General features: G+C 37.6%; 19 protein-coding genes. 1 reads left to right on the top strand and 18 read right to left on the bottom strand.

What is annotated here, in order from left to right:
• Positions 1-102 precede the first annotated feature (102 nt).
• Positions 103-1,671 (top strand): glycoside hydrolase family 32 protein, encoded by a 1,569-nt coding sequence (locus Q0X89_RS03065; RefSeq protein ID WP_297691136.1) that lies wholly within the window; start codon positions 103-105, stop codon positions 1,669-1,671.
• A gap of 4 nt (positions 1,672-1,675) precedes the next feature.
• Here the strand turns inward: Q0X89_RS03065 and uxuA are convergent, their stop codons facing one another.
• The 18 genes from uxuA to Q0X89_RS03155 form a co-directional block, all read right to left on the bottom strand.
• A complete protein-coding gene (gene uxuA, locus Q0X89_RS03070; RefSeq protein ID WP_297691157.1) occupies positions 1,676-2,836 on the bottom strand; it encodes a mannonate dehydratase in 1,161 nt (386 codons plus the stop codon).
• A 5-nt stretch (positions 2,837-2,841) separates the two neighbouring features.
• Positions 2,842-3,657, bottom strand: a complete 816-nt coding sequence (locus tag Q0X89_RS03075) for an SDR family oxidoreductase (RefSeq protein WP_297691137.1) — start codon at positions 3,655-3,657, stop codon at positions 2,842-2,844.
• 68 nt (positions 3,658-3,725) lie between these two features.
• On the bottom strand, positions 3,726-5,129 hold the full coding sequence (uxaC, locus tag Q0X89_RS03080; protein ID WP_297691138.1) for a glucuronate isomerase: 1,404 nt from the start codon (positions 5,127-5,129) through the stop codon (positions 3,726-3,728).
• Between the two features lies 1 nt (position 5,130).
• Positions 5,131-6,447 carry an ADP-ribosylglycohydrolase family protein gene (locus tag Q0X89_RS03085; RefSeq protein ID WP_297691139.1) on the bottom strand — a complete coding sequence of 439 codons (1,317 nt, stop codon included), beginning with the start codon at positions 6,445-6,447 and terminating at the stop codon, positions 5,131-5,133.
• On the bottom strand, positions 6,444-7,415 hold the full coding sequence (locus Q0X89_RS03090) for a phosphotransferase (protein WP_297691140.1): 972 nt from the start codon (positions 7,413-7,415) through the stop codon (positions 6,444-6,446). Before Q0X89_RS03090 ends, Q0X89_RS03085 begins: the two co-directional genes overlap by 4 nt.
• Before the next feature lie 189 nt (positions 7,416-7,604).
• Positions 7,605-9,035: an alpha/beta fold hydrolase gene (locus Q0X89_RS03095; protein WP_297691141.1), complete on the bottom strand. Its 1,431-nt coding sequence runs from the start codon at positions 9,033-9,035 to the stop codon at positions 7,605-7,607.
• Positions 9,036-9,060: 25 nt separating this feature from the next.
• Positions 9,061-9,993 (bottom strand): NAD-dependent epimerase/dehydratase family protein, encoded by a 933-nt coding sequence (locus Q0X89_RS03100; RefSeq protein ID WP_297691142.1) that lies wholly within the window; start codon positions 9,991-9,993, stop codon positions 9,061-9,063.
• 81 nt (positions 9,994-10,074) lie between these two features.
• Entirely contained in the window at positions 10,075-11,025 is a 951-nt protein-coding gene (locus tag Q0X89_RS03105) for a proline iminopeptidase-family hydrolase (protein WP_297691143.1), read from the bottom strand.
• A gap of 49 nt (positions 11,026-11,074) precedes the next feature.
• Positions 11,075-11,752, bottom strand: a complete 678-nt coding sequence (locus Q0X89_RS03110; protein ID WP_297691144.1) for a DUF4386 domain-containing protein — start codon at positions 11,750-11,752, stop codon at positions 11,075-11,077.
• A gap of 206 nt (positions 11,753-11,958) precedes the next feature.
• Positions 11,959-12,168 (bottom strand): hypothetical protein, encoded by a 210-nt coding sequence (locus Q0X89_RS03115; protein WP_297691145.1) that lies wholly within the window; start codon positions 12,166-12,168, stop codon positions 11,959-11,961.
• A gap of 38 nt (positions 12,169-12,206) precedes the next feature.
• Positions 12,207-14,783, bottom strand: coding sequence for a M1 family aminopeptidase (locus tag Q0X89_RS03120; protein ID WP_297691146.1), 2,577 nt, complete (start codon positions 14,781-14,783; stop codon positions 12,207-12,209).
• A gap of 7 nt (positions 14,784-14,790) precedes the next feature.
• Positions 14,791-16,764, bottom strand: coding sequence for a S9 family peptidase (locus Q0X89_RS03125; protein ID WP_297691147.1), 1,974 nt, complete (start codon positions 16,762-16,764; stop codon positions 14,791-14,793).
• 175 nt (positions 16,765-16,939) lie between these two features.
• Complete coding sequence (locus tag Q0X89_RS03130; RefSeq protein ID WP_297691148.1) at positions 16,940-18,772, bottom strand: glycoside hydrolase family 3 N-terminal domain-containing protein; 1,833 nt, start codon at positions 18,770-18,772, stop codon at positions 16,940-16,942.
• A 187-nt stretch (positions 18,773-18,959) separates the two neighbouring features.
• Positions 18,960-19,691 (bottom strand): acetolactate decarboxylase, encoded by a 732-nt coding sequence (locus Q0X89_RS03135; protein ID WP_297691149.1) that lies wholly within the window; start codon positions 19,689-19,691, stop codon positions 18,960-18,962.
• 240 nt (positions 19,692-19,931) lie between these two features.
• Positions 19,932-20,360 (bottom strand): hypothetical protein, encoded by a 429-nt coding sequence (locus Q0X89_RS03140; protein WP_297691150.1) that lies wholly within the window; start codon positions 20,358-20,360, stop codon positions 19,932-19,934.
• A 202-nt stretch (positions 20,361-20,562) separates the two neighbouring features.
• Positions 20,563-21,645 carry a hypothetical protein gene (locus Q0X89_RS03145; protein WP_297691151.1) on the bottom strand — a complete coding sequence of 361 codons (1,083 nt, stop codon included), beginning with the start codon at positions 21,643-21,645 and terminating at the stop codon, positions 20,563-20,565.
• 58 nt (positions 21,646-21,703) lie between these two features.
• Positions 21,704-22,645, bottom strand: a complete 942-nt coding sequence (locus tag Q0X89_RS03150; RefSeq protein ID WP_297691152.1) for a hypothetical protein — start codon at positions 22,643-22,645, stop codon at positions 21,704-21,706.
• A gap of 154 nt (positions 22,646-22,799) precedes the next feature.
• Positions 22,800-23,109 (bottom strand): zinc-binding dehydrogenase (locus Q0X89_RS03155; protein ID WP_297691153.1); only part of this gene is annotated, 310 nt, incomplete at its 5' end.

The raw sequence follows: 23,109 nt of genomic DNA on the forward strand, positions 1-23,109 counted from the left end.
ATGCTTTGTGTAAAGATACTCATTTAAGTAAAAATTTTCTCTAATGTTGGATTTTAAGGACCAATAAATTAAATGTATTTTTACATAATTCAACCGTGTATTATGCGAACCAATATCATATATCCTTTTATGTTCTTACTTGTACTTTTTGCATTTTCATGCAAGAACAAAGAAGGGGATATGAATACAGAAATAGTCTCTAAACCTGAAGTATCATTTTTTAAAGAACCTTATCGGCCACAATTCCATTTTACACCTACGGAGATGTGGATGAATGATCCTAACGGACTTGTTTTCAATAATGGGATATATCATCTTTTCTATCAGTACCATCCTGAAGATATTGTTTGGGGGCCTATGCATTGGGGACATGCCACCAGTAAAGACCTTGTATATTGGGAACATAAACCTATTGCGTTGTTCCCTGATGAGAATGGTTATATTTTTTCCGGGAGCGCTGTTGTAGATAGAAATAATACATCCGGTCTGGGAACTCAGGATAACCCACCTCTGGTTGCTATATTTACCTACCACGACATAAACAAAGAAAAAGATGGTTCTGATGATTTTCAGACACAGGGAATTGCATATAGCCTGGATAATGGAGATTCCTGGACTAAATATCATGCTAACCCGGTATTGGGAAATGAAGGGATTAGGGACTTTAGGGATCCCAAAGTTTTTTGGCATGAACCTACCCAAAGTTGGATAATGGTATTGGTTGCCGGCGACCGTGCGCAATTTTACAGATCTGATGATCTGATTGACTGGACCTTTTTAAGTGAATTCGGGAAAAATGCGGGAGCACATGGCGGAGTTTGGGAATGTCCTGATCTTTTCCCATTAAAAACCCCCGGTTCCGGGGAAGAAAAATGGGTTCTTATTATTAGCATAAACCCCGGTGCACCTAATGGTGGTAGCGGAACCCAATATTTTATCGGGGAATTTAATGGAACCACATTTACTTCAGACCAGAAGGAGGATAAGTGGATAGATTGGGGGACGGATAATTATGCCGGAATAACTTATAACAATGAACCAAATAACCAGCGGATCTTTATAGGATGGATGAGTAATTGGGCCTACGCAAGAGATACACCCACTGAGGAATGGAGAAGTGCAATGACAGTGCCGAGAAGTCTGTCATTAATTAAATTGGGAGATATCTATGAATTAACGAATTATCCTTTGGATAATTTGGGAACCATTTTTAAATCAGAATTGAAAAAGGACTTTGAACTGTTAGCCGGAGACTCAGAAACGATAGACTTTGATCATTATAATCAGTCAGAAATAAGGTTTAAAACGCCTAACCGAAATTTTGAAATTTCCTTTAATAATAGTTTAGGAGAGCAACTGTTACTGAAGTTAGATGGAGAAAAGGGGCAGTTTTTATTAGATCGAAGCAAATCTGGTAAAACGGCATTCAAAGAAGAGTTTGGAAAAAATATTCAGAAATTACCCATTACCACTATACCTGATGGGGAAATTGAATTGCGGGTTTTGATGGACTGGTCATCCGTTGAAATTTTTATCAACGGCGGGCAGCGTGTGATGACCGCACAGTTATTTCCGAATGAAAACTATACAAAGCTAACCTTCAAAAATTCATCTGCTGAAATTTTGACAATCAATAAGTTTGAAGTGAGCAGGGCAGAGGCAATATGGTAAACCCTCATTTGTTTTGATTTACAATTCCATGCATAAGCCCTCTTAATTCTGCCAAACCTTTAAGTCGCCCTATCCCAGGATAACCCGGATTAGTCTTTAAGCTGAGGTCGTTTAAGATTTGTTGACCATGATCTGGCCGCATAGGTAATTGTTTCTTTCTTTTTTCCTGTAATTGTAGGAGCTCCTTTACTACACTATACATTGGTACATCCCCTTCAAGGTGACTAGCCTCATAGAAATTTCCTTCTTTATCTCTTTTTGTGCTTCGTAGATGAACAAAGTGAATATGATGACCATATTCTCTCACTATTCGTACCAGGTCATTATCCTCCCTTACGCCGAGTGAACCTGTACAAAAAGTAATTCCATTATTTGGGCTATTATTTTCTGAAAGAATTCTTTTAATATCATCCGTTGTACTCATAATCCTTGGCAGACCGAGAATCGGATAAGGAGGATCATCCGGATGAATGGCCATAAAAACATTATTCTCCTCAGCAACAGGAAGTACCTCATTCAAAAAAAGATGCAGATTCCGTTCTAAAATAGCACTATCAATGTTCCGATAATCGTCTAATGCAAGTTGAAATTCTTCCAGGGTATAACCAACTTCTGCTCCAGGGAGGTTATCCAGAATGGTTCTTTTAAGCTTTTCTTTCCCATCGGAATCCAAACTTGTATAATATGATTCGGCCTTTTCAATAATGGCGGGAGGATAAGATTCCCTGGCTCCCTTTCGCTTCAATATAAAACAGTCAAAAGCGGCAAGGGCCTTCATTTCAAAATTTAATGTTCTGGCACCATTTGGAAGCTCATGATCCAGTTCAGTTCGAATCCAATCTAAAATGGGCATAAAATTGTAGCAGATAATATTGATATCTGCTGAGGCCAGATTTATGATAGTTTTCTTATAGTTTTCTATCAGTTCCTGAAAATTGCCGCTTCGCCGCTTAATTAATTCATGAACTGGCACACTTTCTACAACAGACCATCTCAGTCCGGCATCTTCTATGAGACCTTTTCGTTTTTGTATTTCCTCTACACTCCATAACTCACCATTAGGTATTTCATGTAATGCGGTGACAATCCCTGTTGCTCCGGCTTGTTTGATATCACTCAGGGTTACGGGGTCTTTTGGCCCATACCATCGCATAGTTTGTTCCATTGTCCTCATACTCCCGAATATGCGTTAAAACCACCATCAACAGGAATAATAGTTCCTGTCACAAATTTTGAAGCATCACTGCACAGCCATTGAAGCACGCCAAAGAGTTCATCAGGATTGCCAAATCTACCCATTGGGGTATTCGCTATAATTTGGTTGCCGCGTTTAGTTAATTGGCCATCTGCTTCGGTAAGTAGTGCACGGTTTTGTTCCGTTAAAAAGAAACCCGGAGCAATGGCGTTTACTCTTAATTCCGCACTGTGTTTATTACAAAATTCAGTGGCCAACCATTTGGTAAGGTTATCAATAGCCGCCTTGGCTGAGCCGTATCCCAGCACCCGGGTAATTGGCCTTTGAGCTGCCATGGAAGAAATATTTATGATACTTCCTTTTAGATCTTTCAGAAACAATGGCAGGAATGTTTTTATGGGAAGGAAAGAACCCATATAGTTTAATTCCATTACTTTATTCAGATCATCTATTCCGGCATCCAATATGGTTTGTTCCGGGGTTATCACGGCCCCGGTCATATTCCCACCTGCCATATTGATCAGGACATCTATTTTTCCGAATTCATTTTCAAGTTCCAATTTTGCACGGTCCAAATCTTGCTCATTGGTTACATCAGCAATCAAAGCAGTTACTTTATGCTTTGTGCCTGTAATTTCCCTGATTAACGTATTGACTTTATCCTGATTTCTTCCCAAAGCAACTACTTTGGCACCTTGCTGGGCCAGATAAGCTGATATAGCTGAACCTAATACCCCTGTGGCTCCACTAATGACAATAATTTTGTCTTCTACAGAAAATAAATCAGACATTGATTAAATATTACTTATTACTATCAAATATAACTTAAGAAAGTTAAATTCCTGAAGGACTGCTAAATCTAAAATGGAAAATAGGCCTTTGCGTTGTGGTAACAAATATCGGATACAATTTTGCCCAACCATTTTTCATCTTCCGGTAATTCACCATTTGCTACGTCTTTGCCAATAAGGTTACAGAGTACTCTCCTAAAATATTCATGTCTGGGAAATGACAGGAAACTCCTGGAATCTGTTAACATTCCTATAAAACAACTAAGCAGGCCAATATTGGAAAGAGTATTCAACTGTTTTTCCATACCATCTTTTTGGTCGAGAAACCACCATGCCGAACCAAATTGAATTTTGCCCTTTACACTCCCATCGTTAAAATTCCCGATCATAGCGGCGATAACTTCATTATCTGCCGGGTTTAAATTATAAATAATAGTCTTGGCTAGCTGATCTGTGCTATCCAGATAATTCAGGAAGTTCCCTAATGAACTCGCCTGTGAAAAATCGCCGATAGAATCAAATCCGGTATCAGGTCCAAGTTGTTGAAGCATTCTTTGGTTATTATTCCTCAGCGCACCGAGGTGAAATTGCTGAACCCATCCCTTTTCATGATAACACTTGGATAGAAATTTTAATACCTCCGATTTAAAATAGGCAACTTCATCCGAATTAAGTGACTCCCCAGTTTTTAGAGAACTAAAGATTTTAGAGACATTGAAAGTTTCACTTTTATAATAAGGGAGGTAATCCAAACCGTGATCAGCCAGTCTGCACCCATTTTCATGGAAATAGTCTATCCTGGATTCTAAAGCATCCAGAAGATCGGTATATGTATGGATTGAGGCTGAAACAACCTCTTCTAATTTGCCCAGGTATTCAAGAAAGACGGTGGTATTTTCAACTGCGTAGGCTTTATCGGGCCTGAATGCGGGTAATAATTTTAAGAGGTCGTTATTGCTCGCTTTTTTATGATATTCAAGGGTATCCAAAGGGTCATCTGTGGTGCAGACGACTTCAACCTTCATTTTTTCCAGGAGACCCATAGTACTATAATCCGGACTTTGTAAATTTTGAGAACAAGTGTTGTAAATTTCTTCTGCGTTATTCTGGTCCAGCAGGACATCGATATTGAAATAGCGCTTTAATTCAAGATGTGTCCAGTGATACAAGGGATTGCGAACTGTATATGGAACAGTTTCCCCCCATTTCATAAATTTCTCTGAATCGGAGGCATTCCCGGTAATATATTTTTCATCAATTCCTAGTGTACGCATTGCTCTCCATTTATAATGGTCACCATGCAGCCAAACCTCAGAGATATTGTCAAACCTGTAGTCTTCTGCTATTTTCTCAGGCGATAAATGATTGTGGTAATCAATGATGGGTAGATCTTTGGCATAGTCATGATACAGCCTGCTCGCAAAAGAGTTCTGCAATAAAAAATCTTCATGTATAAAGTTTTTTATAGCCATTTTAATTTGAAGTTTCAGTTTCAGGAATCATACTTTCAACCATTCTGGATGCTAGTGCCTCCAGATCAATTCCCAATTGTTCCTTGTTAACCTCAAGTACTACGGTGCGCAATTCAGGGGGTAATTTATTAAATCCGTCTTTTGCCCCAAGGATCATACCTGCTACTGCAGCCACAGTATCATTATCTCTGCCATAGTTCACAATAAACTGAATGCTCTTTTCAAAATCGCCATCACCAAAAGCCAGTCCGGCTATTAATATTTGCCAGATCTCACCGGCATGAAAAGCAATCGCCTTTTCGTCTTCTTCCAATAATTTGTAAACAAAATCCTGCTGTGCCCAATCCGTTTTTGTCCCATTATAATGATCAGGAATTTTCATTTCTATCGTATCCTTTGACAAGATGGAATCTGAAACTTTTATTTCTCTGGACAGGTACACATATTTTCTGGTGGCGTCTGCGGTATTGTATGAAAGTCGTCCTACAAGTCTGCTGTCCTGATAACGCATCGGGTCTATAAAGACAGCCGTGTTGAGTATTGAGTCCATATTTGTGGTTCTCATAGCCATTTGTGTCATGGCGGCTACCAGTCCGGAAATGTCCTTGGCATATCCAATATCAAAAAGGGAATGTTGGTAGGCTGTGAGATATGCAATCTCCGGGTTGGGTTCCAATAAGCCAAACATAGGGGTATATAACATGCCTGCACAGGACATTTCCCCTCCATAAAATCTATTCTGAGCCTCCAGGTACGCCTCTGTACTTTCCTGGTAGGCGAGCGCCACCCTGGCCCATTCTTTAATCCAATCTACCTTTTCCAATCTGGCATCCAGGGCATCTGGCGAAGCCAGAATTTCTTTATCACCAAGCTTTGAGGCGATGGATTTATAATAATCTATAATAAATTTTGTAAAATTCTTCGCATTTAGTCCGGGTGAATAGGTTTCAAAATAAGAAACCATAAAGTACTTCCATCTTGTATCATCTGTAGTTGCTCCGGCGTTGAGGTTATGCTCCCAGGTTCCTTCTGGAGATTGAATCCGCTCTGCTGGTGTAAGGCCGGTGATATACCCATATTTATTCTGAATGTCAGATCTGTGCCACATCTCGGTAGATGCACCCATGGCATCTCCAATTGCAGAACCCACCAGTGCACCCAGAATCTTATCATATAGCTCTTCCTTGTTTAAAACCAGGGAATCCTGGGCGTAAGCAGATTTCTTTGGTTCAGGGATATCTATTTGCGTTTTCTGATCCTTGCATGATAATAAGATTGCGGACAAAACCAAGACGATAATAAAAAGGGTATATTTCATACTAAAATCATTTTTCTGGCGAGTTGTAAAAGATCATCTTTTTCATTAATGGTTCTTTCCAGCGGTAACTGCGCGAGTCCAATTAAACGCCTCATAATTTCAACTCCTGCCACCTGCGAAACCAGACCAGAATCTGCATCAGCCTTGTAAAGTTGCATTACTTTTTTTAAGGAAGATGGCTCCATAGTGGCCATAATTAAATGAGCTGTCATAACGCCAAGATCAAATTCCCTGAAACCCATAAAACTAAACTCCGGATCTATGATATAAACTTCATTTTTTAATTGCATCCAGCTGCCGGGGTAATAGTCGCCATGGATCAAAACATTTCCTTTGGAAAGGTACATATCTCCAAGGTTATTAACAACAGCTTTAATTGCATTATCCCTTTTATAAGGAAGCGATAATTCCTGTAAACCTTGTTGTACATCATTTAACTGAAATCCATTGTCTTCCAGAAATGGCAATACAAAAATGTGCTTGTGGTTTAACTCCCTGAGGGCTAAATTTTGGGGAAAATTATCTATTCGCCCTACTTCATGGATAGTTTCTGCTATGTTGATCAGTTTTTCAAGAATGTCTTGTGAGATGGCTCGATCCTCGTAGCAAGCTGTCATGTCTTCACACTGCCCCAGGTCTTGCATTTGCATGAGGTAATTTTTTGGATCAAAACCTAAAATTGCAGGGATGTGAGATGTTATGGATGTTTCCTGAATGGCTTCATAGAACTTATATTCTACTTCTATTCTGTTAAGCGGGGCTTCAATTTGCTGGTACTTTTGAACAAAAGGGCGTGATTGTTTCAGGATAAATGAACGCTGATTTGTTTTTACACGGAGTACAACATTCATATTACCTTCCCCGGGTTTTGAAAGTGTGTTTATTTTTTCATTCGGATTTAACCAGTTGTTGGCTTCCAGTAATTTCTGAAGTGAGGGCAAGGGTGTTTGGGTATCTATAGCTATCAAGGTGTAACAATTTATTGCAATATAGTCCCAAAACAAAAAAATACTTACGCCATCCTGAGATTTTTTATACCAGCTTGGAGATATGCCATTTGCCTGGTGATATTGGTAGAATTCTTCAAACAGCTTTTTACTCAGGCAATTCCAACTTAAGAACCTTTGGGATCAATTGCCTAAACTGCTTGTTCAATTTTATTCTTCAAATAAATTAAGGCAGGAAAAATCCGGTTTCGCATTCGGGTTGTTCATGAAATTGATCATAACCTTGTCTTTGCATTCCTGGTTTCCACCACCGTGACCACCTTCATCTAGTATTAACAGGGTTCCATTAGTTAGATTTTCCTTGAAAAGAGCACCATTTTTTGGTGGAGTAACAGGATCAAACCTGTTTACAAAAATAAGGGTGGGTACATCAGAATCCTGAAATTTTCGATCTTCCAGAGGTAAATTGTTGCTGTGCCAATTGGCCCCGGCAATATAAAAAGCATCAAAAAAGCCCAGTTTAACAGGAATTAAAGGATATTTGTTATAATTTTCCAAGATGACTTCGGGGGTATTGGCAGGATTAAAATTTTCGAATTTTTCTACAGACAACAACATTGTAAGATTTAGTCCGCCCGTTAACTGGTATTCAAACCCCAAAACTTGATTAATTACCTCACCACCACCGTCAACAAAGGCTTTAATGAGTTCAGGAGCCTTTTCCCTGGAGTTACTTTGATATAACAACCTTCGCAATAAATAAATCCCATCCTGGGCATTAATAGTTACATTTATAGAATCATTCAAGCTTGTTTTTAAGGGCTTTTCCTCTAAAATGGAAATTGCTTTAAAATAATCTTCCTTTAGACTTGGGTATTCTGTTTTGCAATCGGGATCATTATCACAAAATTCAAAAATTCTACCCAGAGCCAGCGAATAGCTGTCAAGTCTATTAACAAGAAAATCACCACTTAGTGGCGCAGGTGAATCGAGGATTGAACTATGAATATAGTCCGGAAACATATCCTGCACTACCCGTGCTATGCGTGTGCCATAAGAACCTCCAAACAGATTGTATTTCTCATAACCCAAATGACTAAAAAGCATTCCTACGTCCCTGGCATTTTGTATAGTGTTATAGTATTCCGGGCTAATTCCCTGCTCCTCACACATCTTCTTATATTTGCTTATCATGTTAACAGTTAATGCCAGTTCTTGTTCCTCATTAGCATCTTCGGCCATAATATTAAAAGCATCAAAAGACATATCCGGCATGGCAGATGAATAGCCAATACCACGCTGATCAAATAAAATGATATCACGGTTATTTCTCAGGGGGTGTTCCTTTAAAAATTGGATCATCCCGGGACCTAATGTATTGCCTCCCGGGCCACCGGAAAAGAAGATCATTGGAAACTCCTTGGAAAGGGTGTCTTTAGCTTTTATTACGATATACGTAATCTGAATTTTTTTTCCATCCGGGTTATCATGATTTTCCGGTACCAGGATTGCTCCAGCTTTGAATTCCTCACTATCCGGGAGCCAGTCCAGGCCCTCAGGCTCAACAGATACTATGTTAGTATGAGTCTGACAAGCTATAGCTATTAAGAATATTGCGATGTAAAAACCAATTTTCTTCATTTAATTATTTTATTACTACGTTTTGCTATTTACTATAATCTGATTGTACAATTTCCTTTATTCCATCTGAATAGGGGGTGACTTCAAAATCGAAATGCGTATCAAACTTATCCGAATTAAAGACATAATCCCTGTCGTACTGGTACATCATTTCAGGCATTTCCCTCATCAGGGGAACAAAAAGTCCAAGTAAGCGTACGATAAATTTGCCAGCCGTTTGAGTTTTAGGTTTAACACCCATTTCCTTTGCAATTGCCTGAATCCATTCCCGACCGGTATATGGGTTTTTAGCTGTAGGAAGATGCCATACCTGGTTATAGGCCTCTTCAGTATTACCCAGCAGCGCCGTGGCCTTGGCTGCGTCCGGAGTATAGGTAAAAGAGTGTTTATAGTTTAGTGAAGCCATCCAGTTTGCCTTTTTGCCTGAAGAGAAAGGATTAAAAACCGTTTCTGTTAACATGCTTGTGTTTTTAATGCCCGGGCCATAAAAATCTGCCGAACGGGCAATAAGGGCAGTAAGTTTTCCTTCTTTCACTTTAGACAGGATCATATCTGCTATTTGTGCACGTATTTTACCTTTTTTACTTGGGGGATTTATGGGTGTCTCCTCATTCATACGGTTCAGGTAGTTTGGGTCATACATATAGATATTATCAAAAAATACCAGTTTGCAATCATATTCCATACAGGCACCAATAACATTTTTTGTAAATTTTGGCCAGCATTCTTTCCAGGTTTTGTAATTATATGGAAACCCAACTGTAACGTAGACTATGGATGAGCCTTTCACGGCGTTCTTTACTTCCGAAGCATTGAGGAGATCTGCCTTAAAAAGTTCATCCATCTCATTCACTTTTTTCGGATTTCTACTAACCAACCTTATGTCATTGGTATAATCTTTTAATGCCCTGGCAAGTTCTACCCCAATGGCTCCACCTGCGCCTAATATTGTCTGCATATTTTTTTATTTACCACCCTAGGGTTTGATTATACTTCCATTTCTACCGCAACAATAACTCAATATGAATAATGTTTAAATTCAATTCTCCAATTCCAGCAAAAAGTCTCTGATTGCCTGGTTGTTTTCATCCGGGTTATCATGCATTGATATGTGAGCGGCATCCTCAATTACCACCATCTTTGAGTTTGGCACAAGACTTTGAAAATGCCGAACTGTTGAAGGTCTGGCTTCGTCGAACTCACCACAAACGAACAGGGTAGGGATTTCTATTTCTTTTAATTGTTCGCCCCGTTCATAATCCTCTAGTATCCCCGTTGCATTGAATTCGCTCGGCCCCCACATATAATTGTAAACATTCATATTTGCTCCTGTAAACGTACTATCCATATTGGCATCCCATGGCAGTTTTTTAGCCACAAAATTCTCATAAAATACATTTATGGCCTGCTGGTATTCAGGCGAATCATAGGTTCCGTTCTCATTATTAACTTTAATAGCAGATTGGATGGAATCCGGGAGTGTCTTTATTAATTCTGCTGTATCTTCTGTCCATTTCGAAATGCTCAATGCCGGACTTGCAAAGATCAATGCTTTTACACGATCGGGATATTTAAGATAATAATCCATTCCCAACATAGTACCCCATGAATGACCATATAGGTAAAATTTCTCAAGCCCTAAATTTACCCTAAGGGTTTCAAGTTGTTCAACAAAATTTTCAACAGTCATTAAAGTGCTGTCAACCTCAGTTTCTGACCTTCCACAACCAAGCTGATCATAAAAAATTACAGGCCTGTCCTTACCTAATTCTTTCAATGGATTAAGATAATAACTTGGGAATCCCGGCCCGCCGTGTACTAATAGTAGCGGGGTTTTGTCGCTGTCACCAACAATTCTATACCATATTTGTCCACCTTTGACTTCGGTATAGCCTTCCCCCGAAATAAGCCTGGTTTTAGACTCACAACCAACGACCATTAGTATGAGTATTGCCAAAACTGTCCATAAATTAATTTGTAGTCTTTTCATTATCGTGTATTAAAATCCTTCAGTTTCAAGATAACAATTAATTCAGTAATTATTTTTCAGTTTTTAAAGTTGATGAATTCAATCCTTTGAAAATTAACCAAAGTGGAAGAATTAGTTGAATGAGTCCTAATGGAAGAAGCATATTCATACTAATGCTATTTCCTAAAATAGAAGATAATATCTCTATAAACATTAGAATTACAGCTATTATCCCAAAGATTGAAATGACTTTTGGAATTAATTTGGATACATAGAATGTATAGTATAAAATAAAAAGTGGGAAGCAAGAAATCAGCAGGCTCAAGTAGTGTGTCCACCAATGTCTTTTATATAGTACAGTACCTAATGTACTTAATATGCCAGAATTAGCATTTCCATTTCCAACGTACTCCCGACTTAACTCTAACATAGATAAAACACTAATGTTATCAATAGCTATAGCTATAAAGCTTAGAATGTTAAATGCTAAATATATAAAAGCCAAGGGGGTGCTATATTTTTTGAAAATTGGCAATAAAATTGCAGCTATAACAACAGAAGTTATGCCGCTTAAAAATAAAAGCAAGGTGGAAATAATGATTTCAGTTGAGTTTGCAGATGTGGCGGTTAGATAATCATCCGAAAATAATACAGGGCCTTGCAAAATTTGATAGACTACTATGCCAGTTATAAAAATTAGTAGAAACAATAGCCCTGCAAGCCTTCCGGTTTTTTTATTTGATTTCATATTTGGATTGAATAGTCGATTGATAGAGGATAGGACGTTGGAAACTCCGGAATGTTACAAAGGAGTATGAATATTCTAATTACACAAAACGGCCGTACGAGAAGGACCTATTTATGTGCATTCCATCACCTGGCTTAATTATACTAGATATAACTAGTTAGCTTTTTAAGAGTTCCATAGTCGACTTTTGATTTCTCACAAAGAACTTAGAAACCATCTGCAAGGGCTCTTATTTCTGTTCGAGCTGCCTCAGCATGTCCGGCAAGTGCAATTTCAGCATACTCTGAATTAAGCAATTTTCCGAAAATGAATTCCAGAAAAAAATCAGGGAAAAACTGCAGATATCTGTTTCTTTTTAGCATAGTAGTTATACCTAATGATTTCAATGCATACATTGATTCACGCAGAACCTTCACAATCACTTTTATAAATTCTTTATCTGCAGCAAGACTCTTTATTTGATTAAGGATGCCCCATTTACGTTACGCTGAATTCGATATAAATCATCCGTCGCTTGTAAGATCTTCAACCTGAGTAGCGGGTTTAGATTGGGATTAGCATCGAGAAACTCCGTTAAGATGGCGTATGCCTCACCGGATGAATACAATCCTATGGTGTTGTCTAACCATCCTTTCGGGAAAAATATATCCCCGGTTTGCTGAATTTCTTCAATGAGATTTAGGCTAAGGTCTAGCGATTCAATGGCCGTTTCTTGTCTTAAAGGATGGTGGATGTAATAGCAGGCAGACAGCACCCAATTTTCCTTTTCCCTATTTTTTTCATCTGCCAATGACCGGAAAAAATCCATTCTAATTTCATTTTCAGCAGATAATGCGGGCATAAGGAAATCAAATCGTTTCACCTTATTAGAATCTTTTAGTACAGTCCTTGCTTCCTTAAGTATTTCAGATGATCCCTGGTGTTCAAAAAGAGCCAATCTCATTGCAATTCCGGTAAAGTCATCTTCATTCAGAATCAGCTTGGGAATTACTATTTCCTTACGCCAAATTTTGTAGAGTCTATCCCTGGCAATCCCGTTATAAGCAAAGGATTGAAATGTATTAAACAGCGTTTTTTTAATACTCGGTTCTTCATCCTGTTGGAGCCGGGCAAATAGGAGTTCCTCTATTTCGCTTTGTTTCTTATTTCGTTCCTCTTCAGAAAAATAGGTCCAGAATAAATGAATTATTTGGTTGGAGAGTAATGATAACAGCAACTCGTTTTTTTCTTTTTTTAACCCCTCCTGAAAAATTCCGAACGCATTATTTTTGGATATTTTACCGTTTAATACATTTTCATAGCAGCTAATGTATATGCTTGCCCGGGCTATTTCATCGTTGACTTTTGACACAAATTCTAAGGCTGTATCAGATACAGGAAATACGCCATACCCCAGTCCATTGCTATTGTATATTACGTAATTTGGTTTTGGCAAACCCTCTGCTTCCGTAAGCCGGATTTTTTGTTTTTTTAAACCAACTTCTATTACATGCACACTGTCCGGATAAATAAGTGATATTTCGAATAGCTGAGGCCAGATATTTCCGGAATTATTTTCTGACCGCTGCTCAATAACAAAGGATTTTATATTATTTCTATCATCATAGAGAATTGTGCTTTCAATAACGGGGCGCCCTGGTGAATTAACCCATACATTACTCCATTCCTTTAAATCTAACACCGAATATTTATCGAGGATATTTACCAGATCGCTCCAATCCGCATTATCATTTTCGAACGCTTTTATGTACTCTATTATTCCTTTTTGGAAATTGTCTTTCCCAATTAGGGCCTCCAGTTGGCGCATCATTATTGGTGCTTTATGATAGATTATATTACCATATAGCGATCCTGCGTTGTTGAGGTTGTCAAGATTTTGGCGGATGGGATTTGCCCCTGTGCTGCGGTCTATAGTATAGGCCGCCGGATAATGGTCGATAAAGAAAGACAAATCGTGGTTTATACTCTTAAACTGTGGATTTACGATTTTGTCTGCCATAAAATTAGCAAAGACCTCTTTTAGCCAAACATCGCTAAACCATTGCATGGTTACTAAATTGCCAAACCACATGTGAGCAGTTTCATGTGCTATTAGTTTGGCACGCCTTAATTTCTGTTTTTTCGTGGCACTTTTATCCAGGAAGAGAGGAGATTGACGGTATTGAATGGCCCCGGTATGTTCCATGCCTCCATATGGATGACTATATATGGAGGCATAATCTAATTTTTGAAATGGAAAATTATAGTTCGTGTACTTTTCTAAAAAGTCAACTGATTGTTGATGTAAATCGAATATTCTTGAGGTACTTAATTGAATTTTAGCACTGTCTTTCTCATGATGAAGTAAAGACATTTCGAATCTTGTGTCGCTTGAGTTTACGGCATCAAATTTTCCTGCGACAAATGAGAATAGATAGGTGCTCATTCTATCAGATTCTTTAAATTGATATTCTACAAAACCAGCCCTGTCTTTAGTTTTATCTAATGGTGCCCCACATAACACTTTCCAGTCTTTCGGGGCACTAATGTTTAACAGGTAGGTTGCTTTAATATTTGGCTGATCAAAACAAGGGAATAAAGTTCTTGCCCGGTCTGGTACAAGCAGGGTATACAGATAGTCATCGTTTCTGTTCAATGACATTTCCCCTGCTATGAATTCGATTTCAATTTTATTGCTGCCTATTACCAAATGTTCAACGGGGATAATTAAATGTTCCTTTTGATATTGAATTGGAACACTTTTACCGTTTACAATAGATGATTGAGGTATTTTTTTGTTCGACTTAAAATCTAAGATTAGAGGTTTACTTAAATCATGTACTGACAATTCTAAAATGAGTTTGGAATTTATGGAGTCTTCTTTTATTAAAGGAATTTTAAAGAAGAGCTGGTATTTGACGTTTGAAACCTGATTTTTTCGATACGATGCAAGTTCTTTCGAAACTCCTTCCGAAAGTTCCAATGCCTTGTTCGATTTCCTTTCACAGGAAATAAATAATAGGATAGTAATGCAGAGCAGAATATTTTTCATGTTTTTATTAATTCAAATATTCTTTTAACCAGCTAATCCACCTGTCATAAACATCTTTTCTATTTATAGGGTCGGAAGGGAAATGACCTCCTCCCGGATAAGCAATGAACTTTGTAGGGATGTTATTTGCCAATAAAGCATGGTATAATTTATATGATCCTGTCACTGTTACAACCTGGTCTTCTACCTTAGACATTACTAATGTTGGAGCTTTTATCTTAGATAGATTTTTTAAAGGGGACATATTGTAATGATCCTTGTAGTTATCTCCTACCCATGGTGAATTAGTGATAGCATGACGTAAGGTAAGATTCATATTACTTAGACTGGTCATATCTGTAAAATCGATTGGAGCGGCACCGGCTACTGCAACTTTCCAGAAGTCGGGATATCTTCCAATAAGCCATGAGGTCATAAAACCTCCATACGACCAACCCGTAACCGCTATTTTGGATTCATTTATATATCCCCGGGATTTCAAGGCCTCAATGCCTTTCATTACATCTCTGCCCGGCCCTTCGCCACCATCATTCATAATAGCTTCCTGGAATGAATCGCCACGGTTATTGCTTCCGCGATAATTTGGTTGGAATACAATCCATCCGTTCCTTGCCATCTCTTGTGCTACCGGATTAAATGACTCCATTGATGAGGCAGTAGGACCTCCGTGAATTAACAATACCAAGGGATATTTTTTGCCGGCTGAAAAATTTGGTGGATAGGTTACTACACCATCTGTTGTTAAATTTAGATCTGTTTTCCATTCAATGGTTTCTACGCTACCCAGTTTCATTTTTTTAAAAGTGTCATTATATTGAGTAAGTTGAATTGGTGCAGAGGAATGATCTTTTAGATAAAACAATTCCAAAGGTTGATTCCCTTTAGAGCCTATTAAGACTATTTCCCCATTTTTATTAATAGTCAAACTGGAAATCACAAAAGAATTGCTGAAAGATGCATTTCTGATTTTGCCATCAAGAGAAATAATCCAAACACCATCTTTAGTGCCGTCTTGGCCATATGCAAGAATTCCTTCATCGGAACTGAGCCAATCATAGGATTTTATATTTCTATCTAATGATGAACTAAGATTTATCGATTCGTTGTCTTCATTTCTGATATATAAGTCCGTAAATCCTGCGGGATTTTTATCTGTTTTATACCAAAATAACAGCCGGTTATTCTTTGGTGTAAATTCAGGATTAAATTCAAATTTGTTGTTTTTGGAAAAAGGAATCAAAGACTTAGTTGCTAAATCATAAAACATGATTTCAGAATCATTCCAGCGAGAAGAATAAGCATCTGCTTTTTTTGTAAACACAAGTTTTTCGTCATTTAACGCCCAGCTTATAGCAGAATTGATGGTCCATTTTCCCTGGGTCAATCGTTCTTCATTTTGAGTTTTAACATCTAATAGATAGAGGTGAGAAGGCAAGTATTGATCGTCACTAAGATACCCTTGTGGCCCTACTTCAAAGGCGGAAATAAATTTTTCATTTTCTTCTTTTTCAATTGGGGTATCCTTTGATAAAAAAGCTATTTTGCTTTCGTCATTACTCCAGTAAAACCGTGAAATATTTGTGTCATGATCACTAATGGCTTTTACTTCTCCTGTTGAATAATCTTGCACGTAAATCTGACTTTTACCGTCGTCAGTTGCCAAAAATGACAAATACTTCCCTGAAGGGGACCATTTAATTTCACGAACACCTTTTTGTTCAAAATTTAAAATGGAATCCTTCTTGTTCGAAATATTCATTACATGATATTCAATAACCCATTTATTTGAATCAAAATCTGAATTCCTCTTAGCGTATAGAATATAATTGCCATCCGCTGAAAATTGAATATCACTCAGATAAGTTGCCTTCCTATTGAATTCGTCCCAATCAAAATCCTTTTGATGCGTTTGACTGAATAAATTAGAATTATGTCCAACAATTAAAAAAAGAACTATTGATAATTGTATTCGGATTTTCATAATGTCTATTTTTTTAAATAGTTAATTGGTTGTATTTAATTACAAATAACGGTTCGGCTAAGGTTCGTTGCTTTGATTCGTCCGAAGGATAATCCAGCCGATCCTAAAGATAGCTTTTTGCGCGTGATTTCCGTTTAGGAAATCCGCAAGCAATCTATTTTAGGCTTTGTTACAGTCAGTGATTGTTCTCTTTAAATTCCAATCCAAAGCCAAATCGATATAAAGGATTTTTCGAATCATGAGGGACGTCTTCCAATTGATCTTCTACTGCTTTCACACTAGAAGGCATTTCAATAGGCAATTTTCCTGTAGGATTGAATTTACCAAATATCAATTCTGCTAAAATATCATCCTGGCATTCGAAATCAACAATTAAAGCGCTGCTACCAGTATTAATTTCTGGGATTACAGCGGGACGGTTCATGGTAAATATGGAAATGGTGGGTTTGGTATTAATCAATTTCAGCATCTCACGCTTTTTGGCTTCTGGAAAATCTAACCGGCCTTGATGAAAGATTCGCTCTAAAAAGAATTTTGGGTCTTCAACTGGCGTGAAGGGCGTTCCAAATTTTAGAACTATGACATCAGCTTCTTCAGGCGTTGCAGCAATAATGGCATATTTGCTTATTGCTTTGGCATCTATCCCACTAGGATAAACTTTGATATTTTGGTCAAGGGGTAGAATGCTCCCTTCATTTTTTAAAAGCACTAATGATTTCCGCTGCGCCTCCTTTCCTTTTTCCTTAAAAGACTCATTTTTAAAAACCTTTAAATCCTCTTTGTTCAAATAGGGGTTGTCAAAAAGTCCTAAAACAAATTTATCGTGTAATATCCTACGGATAGATTCATCCAATCTGGATTCGGTAATGCTGCCTTCTTTGACTACATCGACTACCAACTCCGCACAAGACTCCCCACCTAACATATCCACCCCGGCATCGATAATTTTTTTGACGCGTTCTTTTGGGCTTAGATGTTCCACACCCCAGGCCGAAGCCGGTTTCGCTGGATTATCAGTTACCAAAGCCCAATCTGTACATACAACACCCTTAAATCCCAATGAATCCCTTAACAAATCGGTAACTATTTCCTTGTTATATCCGAAGGCGACTTGTTCTTCCGTGATGTCAACGGGTACTCCATAATAGAGCATTAGTTGCGCAGTACCGGCTGGTAAGGCCCCTTCGGTGAATGGTTTTAAGTGGTAGTCGAACATACCTCCGGGATACACCTGCTCTTTACCTGACGGAAAATGTGCATCCATTCCATCCTTTTGAGGCCCGGCACCAGGAAAGTGTTTGGTTTGGCAAAGTACGCTGTGTTTGCCTAGTTGTTCACCTTGAAAACCTTCAATATAGGCTTTGGTAAGTTTTGCGGATAAATTGGCATCTTCTCCAAACGTAGTATATGTACGAAACCATCGAGGCTCGGTGGCCAAATCTGCCATAGGGTGCAAGGCCAATCGTATGCCCAATGCCAAATACTCTTGGCGTTCTATATCCCCAAATTCCTTAACCAATGCTTCGTCTCCAATTGCACCAAAACCTAGTTCTGAAGGCCACCAGGAATGAAAACGGTTTTCGCCCGTCATTTCATTTTTTCGAATACCATGTCTAGGGTCGGAATAAAACGTAATCGGAATACCCAACCTTGTATTTTCGGCAATCTTTTGCAATTTGTTGTTGTGATCTAAAACTTGTTCCGCCCTTGCCATTCCGGGCATGTCCAAATGATTGATGTTGACTTTCGAAATTAAGGAGTCTACCCTTTGAATTCCTTCTCCCATACCCACTCCAGAAATGGCGTTGAACATCAATCCTGCCTTTTCTTCCAGAGTCATTTGCGAAAGTAAATCATCAATTCTTGCTTCAATAGATTGTGTGGAGTCTTCGTAAACATCCAATCTGCCATTTTTGTTTAAATCCCTGAAGGCAACTTTTTCTTTACTTGAATCATTACATGAGATTAAAATGGCAACTCCAAGTAGAATTAAAATTATTTTGTTCATTAGGCTAGTTTTTAATTGACTGTAACTGTCTTGGCTATAAGTAGTTTCGGTTTTTATAGATTCGTATTATTCCGATTAGGGGAATGTTGTTTTGTACTGTTTTTCATTCACTTAACCATCAGAAGCAATTACTTATAGTCCTTGTTTTGCTTTAGTTATTCTTTCAATTCTATTTCAATTAACTTTTTTATTTCTTTGGCAGATACAATTTCATTTCTCCGATTTCCAATTCGTCTAAATGTCCCATTTTACTTTCGTCTTTTGTTATCAAGTGCATATGTAAAAATGAGTCGTGATGTGTAAAAATTCCTTTGTGTTCCGTTGAGAAAAATCCAATTAGTTCAACATCTTCATTTTTGATAATATAATTTTTCTGACCCTGATGTGCTTCATCAGGTGAAGACACTTTTATTCCTTCGGGTAAATTCTGAGTATGAATAATTGCACCTGAAACTTGTCCGATTACTTTGAAGGCGAAAGGTCTTTTAAATTCAGTTGTTTTATCGTCAATAAATTTCTCTAAATTTTGAATAGTTTTAACGTCATATGGCAAATCAATTTCACTCCATTCAGTCACCTTGCCATACACAAAGAATGGAGCCGAAACGTCAAATGTTTTTTCTACGCTCATTGTCGAATCGGAAGTCACTTTTGACACATAACTTTTCCCGTTATTAATCAGTAATTCTCCTGTTAAAAAACTTACAGGTCCAAGTCCGTAAAGTCCGTTTTTGTCTGATATTGTGTCAAGGTCAATGCTACTGCCTAATTCTCCTTTCCACATCACGTTTTTCATTGCGCCCACAATTTTAAGGTCAGGATAGATTTCTGATTCTCTCGTGTTCTTTTCTTTTTGTGTTGAATTACAGCTTAGCATACCAATTGTCAGAAGTCCAAATGCTATTCGATTTATCTTCATTTACGGTGTTTCGTTTTTATCAAATTACCGCCAACGGTTTTGTGTATGGCTTCGTTGCTGGAAAATCTGCAGGATTCTTACCGCCTTAATCGAAAGATAGCAAATTGCAATGAATTTCTATTAGGAATTCTGACGCAATGACCTGTACACGGTGTTAGCTGTAGTTTTTATTTATTTTTAAACAGAAAAGGCTATCAATTTTCAGACAGCCTTTCCAATAATTTATTTGTGAAGTCGTTGTTAGTTTCCGGCGCTTAAAGAATAACTTCCATCTCCATTGAATGAAGTAATTGTAATAGTAACAGTCCAATTTCCAGGTTCTCCAGCTTGAGTAACTCCGTCAATACTGTCAGGTTCAGTGCCTCCGTTCAGAGTTCTGTCAAGTACTACAGTTCCTTCAGAATCAGCAACTACAATATTAAATGCTCCAGTTGCAGTAGCAGTTATGTCAGCATTATAATCAGCTGTTGTCAAATTATTAGACCAATTAATTGTTCGGGAAGCATTCCCACCGTTTCCGGTAAAATCTCCACCTATATCTCCAGAAGGACCTTCGTTGATGGTTATATTCGCAGTTGGTCCGTCGTCATCTGAACAAGAAGAAAATGTTCCAATGAATAATACCATTGCAGTAAAAATCGTAAGTAGGTTAAAATTTGAGGTTTTCATTTTTATTGTTTTTTATTAGTTACTCGAAAATAAAACAGCCAAGTCGATAAAATTCCCAGTCTAATAACGTAATTATTTTAAATTTATTTATATAACGTTTTTATTCAATTCATAATGACTGTATTACTTTTTTTCAAATTACAGCCAACAGTCTAGTGTAAGGTTCGTTTTAATGGGCCTTACACATTGTTGTGTACAGTTTTTATTGATTTTTTGTCATTTTGACAAACTCTAAATTTTTATTCTTTTCATAAAAGCCTGTTTCGTCTATTAAGTATTCTTTAAAAAAATCAGTTAGTAATGTTCGGCTTATCTCAAGTGCTTTTTTGGAGTTTATCTCGTACCTGAAATTTTTTGGGTAGATATAAGGATTGTCGGTCACTGAATTATGCCCAAAGTCGACTAACTCGGACATGTAGACAGTATTTTTACGATTATCGATAAAACTGTTGTAGTTATCCACAGCATATTTTAGCGTTCCTGAACCACACATCATTAATGAAGGAACAACTATTTTTCCTTCATATCTTACATCCCTAGGTGGGATACCTTCCATAGTAGCTAATGCCTTTACGTTTTCTGATTTGGCAGTTAATTCACCTGCTATCCGTCCGCCCAAAGAATGGCCAAAAACCCCAATAGTGTTCAATTCCATTTTACCCGCGAAGGCAGCTGTATTTAGCTCAGTGATCTTTTCAATAGAGAATATCAAGTCTTGATATCCAATTTCGGTTGGTCTCTCAAAAAAAGCATCAACGAGTTCATAAGGACCCCCCATCATTCCGCTTGGAGTTTTAAAATCGTCAGATGGATATAATGTGAATCCGTCTTGAAAAATCACATAGCCTATTTCAGGCATATCTATCGAGGCAACGATAAAGCCCTGACTTGCCAGTTCTTCTGCAATTGTCGTGTAGAGGAATCTTTCTGTTCCTCTGCCGGGGACTATTATTATTAAAGGGGTTTTATCGATTTCTTCGGTGATCGATGCTCTTAAATAAGAATTGCTAAATGTTTTTTGATAGTCTTTGGATAACGCACTGTATGGGGCTTTTGTCAAGGTAGAGTCAGGTTTCGCTGGAAACCAAAATTGAGTAACTATAACTCTTTGCTGTGAGAAGTCAGGTCTAATCTTCATTTCCCTGGACTCGTCTGTCCATTCGTAAATTGAAGTTCCTACAAAGTATTTACCTGTTGGTTTGATCAATTGAACGGTATCAGTTTGACAAAAACCCTTAATGGTTAAAGTCAAAAGAAAGATAGCAAGTACAATGTTTTTTATCATTATGTTCCCTCTAATTGTACACAACGTTTCGTGTATATGGCGTAGCGGCACATTGCCGCTATGAATATTTTACACATTGATAGCTATCGTGTTTCCATTTCAGTATTGCAACAGCTTCATCCCCTAAGTTATTTCTTATTATCTCAATTAGCTCATCATTTTCAATTTTGCCAATTTTTTTAGCATCAATTGAAATCAGTAAGTCTCGAAATTTATTTAGAAATTCATCGCCAAACTTTAAATAGAGCTCCTTCGCAATTTGATAGAATTGGGTCTGATACCAACCATAATTTCTACCCTGTTTTATTATTTCCAAATAGCTTTCTTCAAATTGATCTAAAGTTTTATACTCTACTTTACCCCATAAATTTTCTTTGATAAGTAATTCTTGGAAATAATCCATTTGGATAAATACATCTTTTGATTCTAAATTTTTAGCGGATGCAACTTGGCATAAATTTCCAAAAATTTCATTTAGCCATCGTCTTTGTGATTCTTTACTGGTTTTATAAAATTGATACAAATGCCCTAATTCGTGGAGAGACAAAGCATCTCTAAAAAAAATGTCAAGATCTATCTCATTACCAAAAACATGTCTCAATGAATCTAATTTTTGAATTGGAAGCTTATGTAATCGTTGTTCCCATCTTGAAGCCATAATGGATTTTCCTATACCTAAAACTATGTTCCCGTCATAATATGATTGTGGCATTCCAGGAGGGGGCGCCCAAGCATATTTATCCCAATTTTGATTGTCAACAAATAAAACAGCAAAGTTTAAATCTTCATTGAATACTTTATCAAAATAAACCTTAGATTCCTCAAGATTCTTAATTGTTTTATTTATTCCTATTGGCTTAGCCTCAGTTGATAATATTTCAAATGGCGCAGTAATTTCCAATTTCTTTAATCCTTCATGTCTTGTTTTATCGATCCAATCATTTTCTACTTGTTTGCAAGACCCAATAAACAATATTAGTGTTATTAAAATTAATCTCATGTTATACTCTTTTTCATGATAGCTAACGGACTCGTATATGACTCGTGCCAGCTTATGTGTCACACTGAGTTACACGAAAATTATTTAATTAAAGCTAATGATTTTTCGTGTAAAAACGCTGGCATGGGTTATATAAGTTGTTACCACACGTTTATCAATGTACTGAAATCACGACATTTCCTTTTTTATGCCCTTTGTCGGCATATCGATGCGCTTCTACAATCTGATCGATAGAAAAATTTCGATCGATGACCGGTTTAAGTTTTCCCTGCCCGATGATACTTTTCATAAAGAACAATGCTTCCGCTGTCTCTGGTGCATTTTTGCCTACCGCAACCTTAATTCCAGAGGTTATTGAAGCCCATATCATTTGAAGACTTGGCAAGGGCCTACCAATATTCAGATATGTGCCGTTTTTTCGTAAAGCTTCCTTACACGCCTCGAATGGGCATTTATCTACTGTT

The sequence above is a fragment of the uncultured Eudoraea sp. genome (assembly GCF_947258525.1).
GTDB lineage: Bacteria > Bacteroidota > Bacteroidia > Flavobacteriales > Flavobacteriaceae > Eudoraea.